The organism is Desulfobulbus alkaliphilus, from assembly GCF_016918545.1.
Taxonomy (GTDB): domain Bacteria; phylum Desulfobacterota; class Desulfobulbia; order Desulfobulbales; family Desulfobulbaceae; genus Desulfobulbus; species Desulfobulbus alkaliphilus.
Window position 1 is genome coordinate 1 of record NZ_JAFFQC010000259.1, and the last position, 441, is coordinate 441.

The following is a 441-nucleotide window of genomic DNA, read 5'->3' on the forward strand; positions in this document are numbered from 1 at the left end:
TCTGGAAGGTTCGGACAGAACGCCAGCGTTGCGGATCGGCCTGCGCCAGATTGAGGGCTTCCGCGAAGACTGGGCAGAGGCGCTAGCCGCCGCCCGCGCCTTCTCCCTGTCCAACATCGAAACTCTGGCCCGCCGCGCCGCCTTGTCGTCTGCCGCCATGCGCAAGCTGGCCGACGCCGACGCCTTCCGATCGTTGGGGCTGGATCGGCGTGAAGCCCTATGGGCCGTACGACGCTTGCCCGACGACGCGCCGCTGCCGTTGTTCGCCGCCGCCGATGCGCGCGAGCTCGGCGCCGAACCCGACGCCCGACTGCCGGTCATGCCGCTGGGCGAGCATGTCGCCGCCGACTACCAGACCCTTCGCCTGTCGCTGAAGGCGCATCCCATGGCGATCCTGCGCCCGATCTTCGAAGCGGAAGGACTGCTGAACTGTGCGCAGAC

General features: G+C 68.9%; 1 protein-coding gene. It reads left to right on the forward strand.

Translation table 11 applies throughout. The features are described from left to right. Positions 1-441 (forward strand): helix-hairpin-helix domain-containing protein (locus tag JWG43_RS20890; RefSeq protein ID WP_504208231.1); only part of this gene is annotated, 441 nt, incomplete at both ends.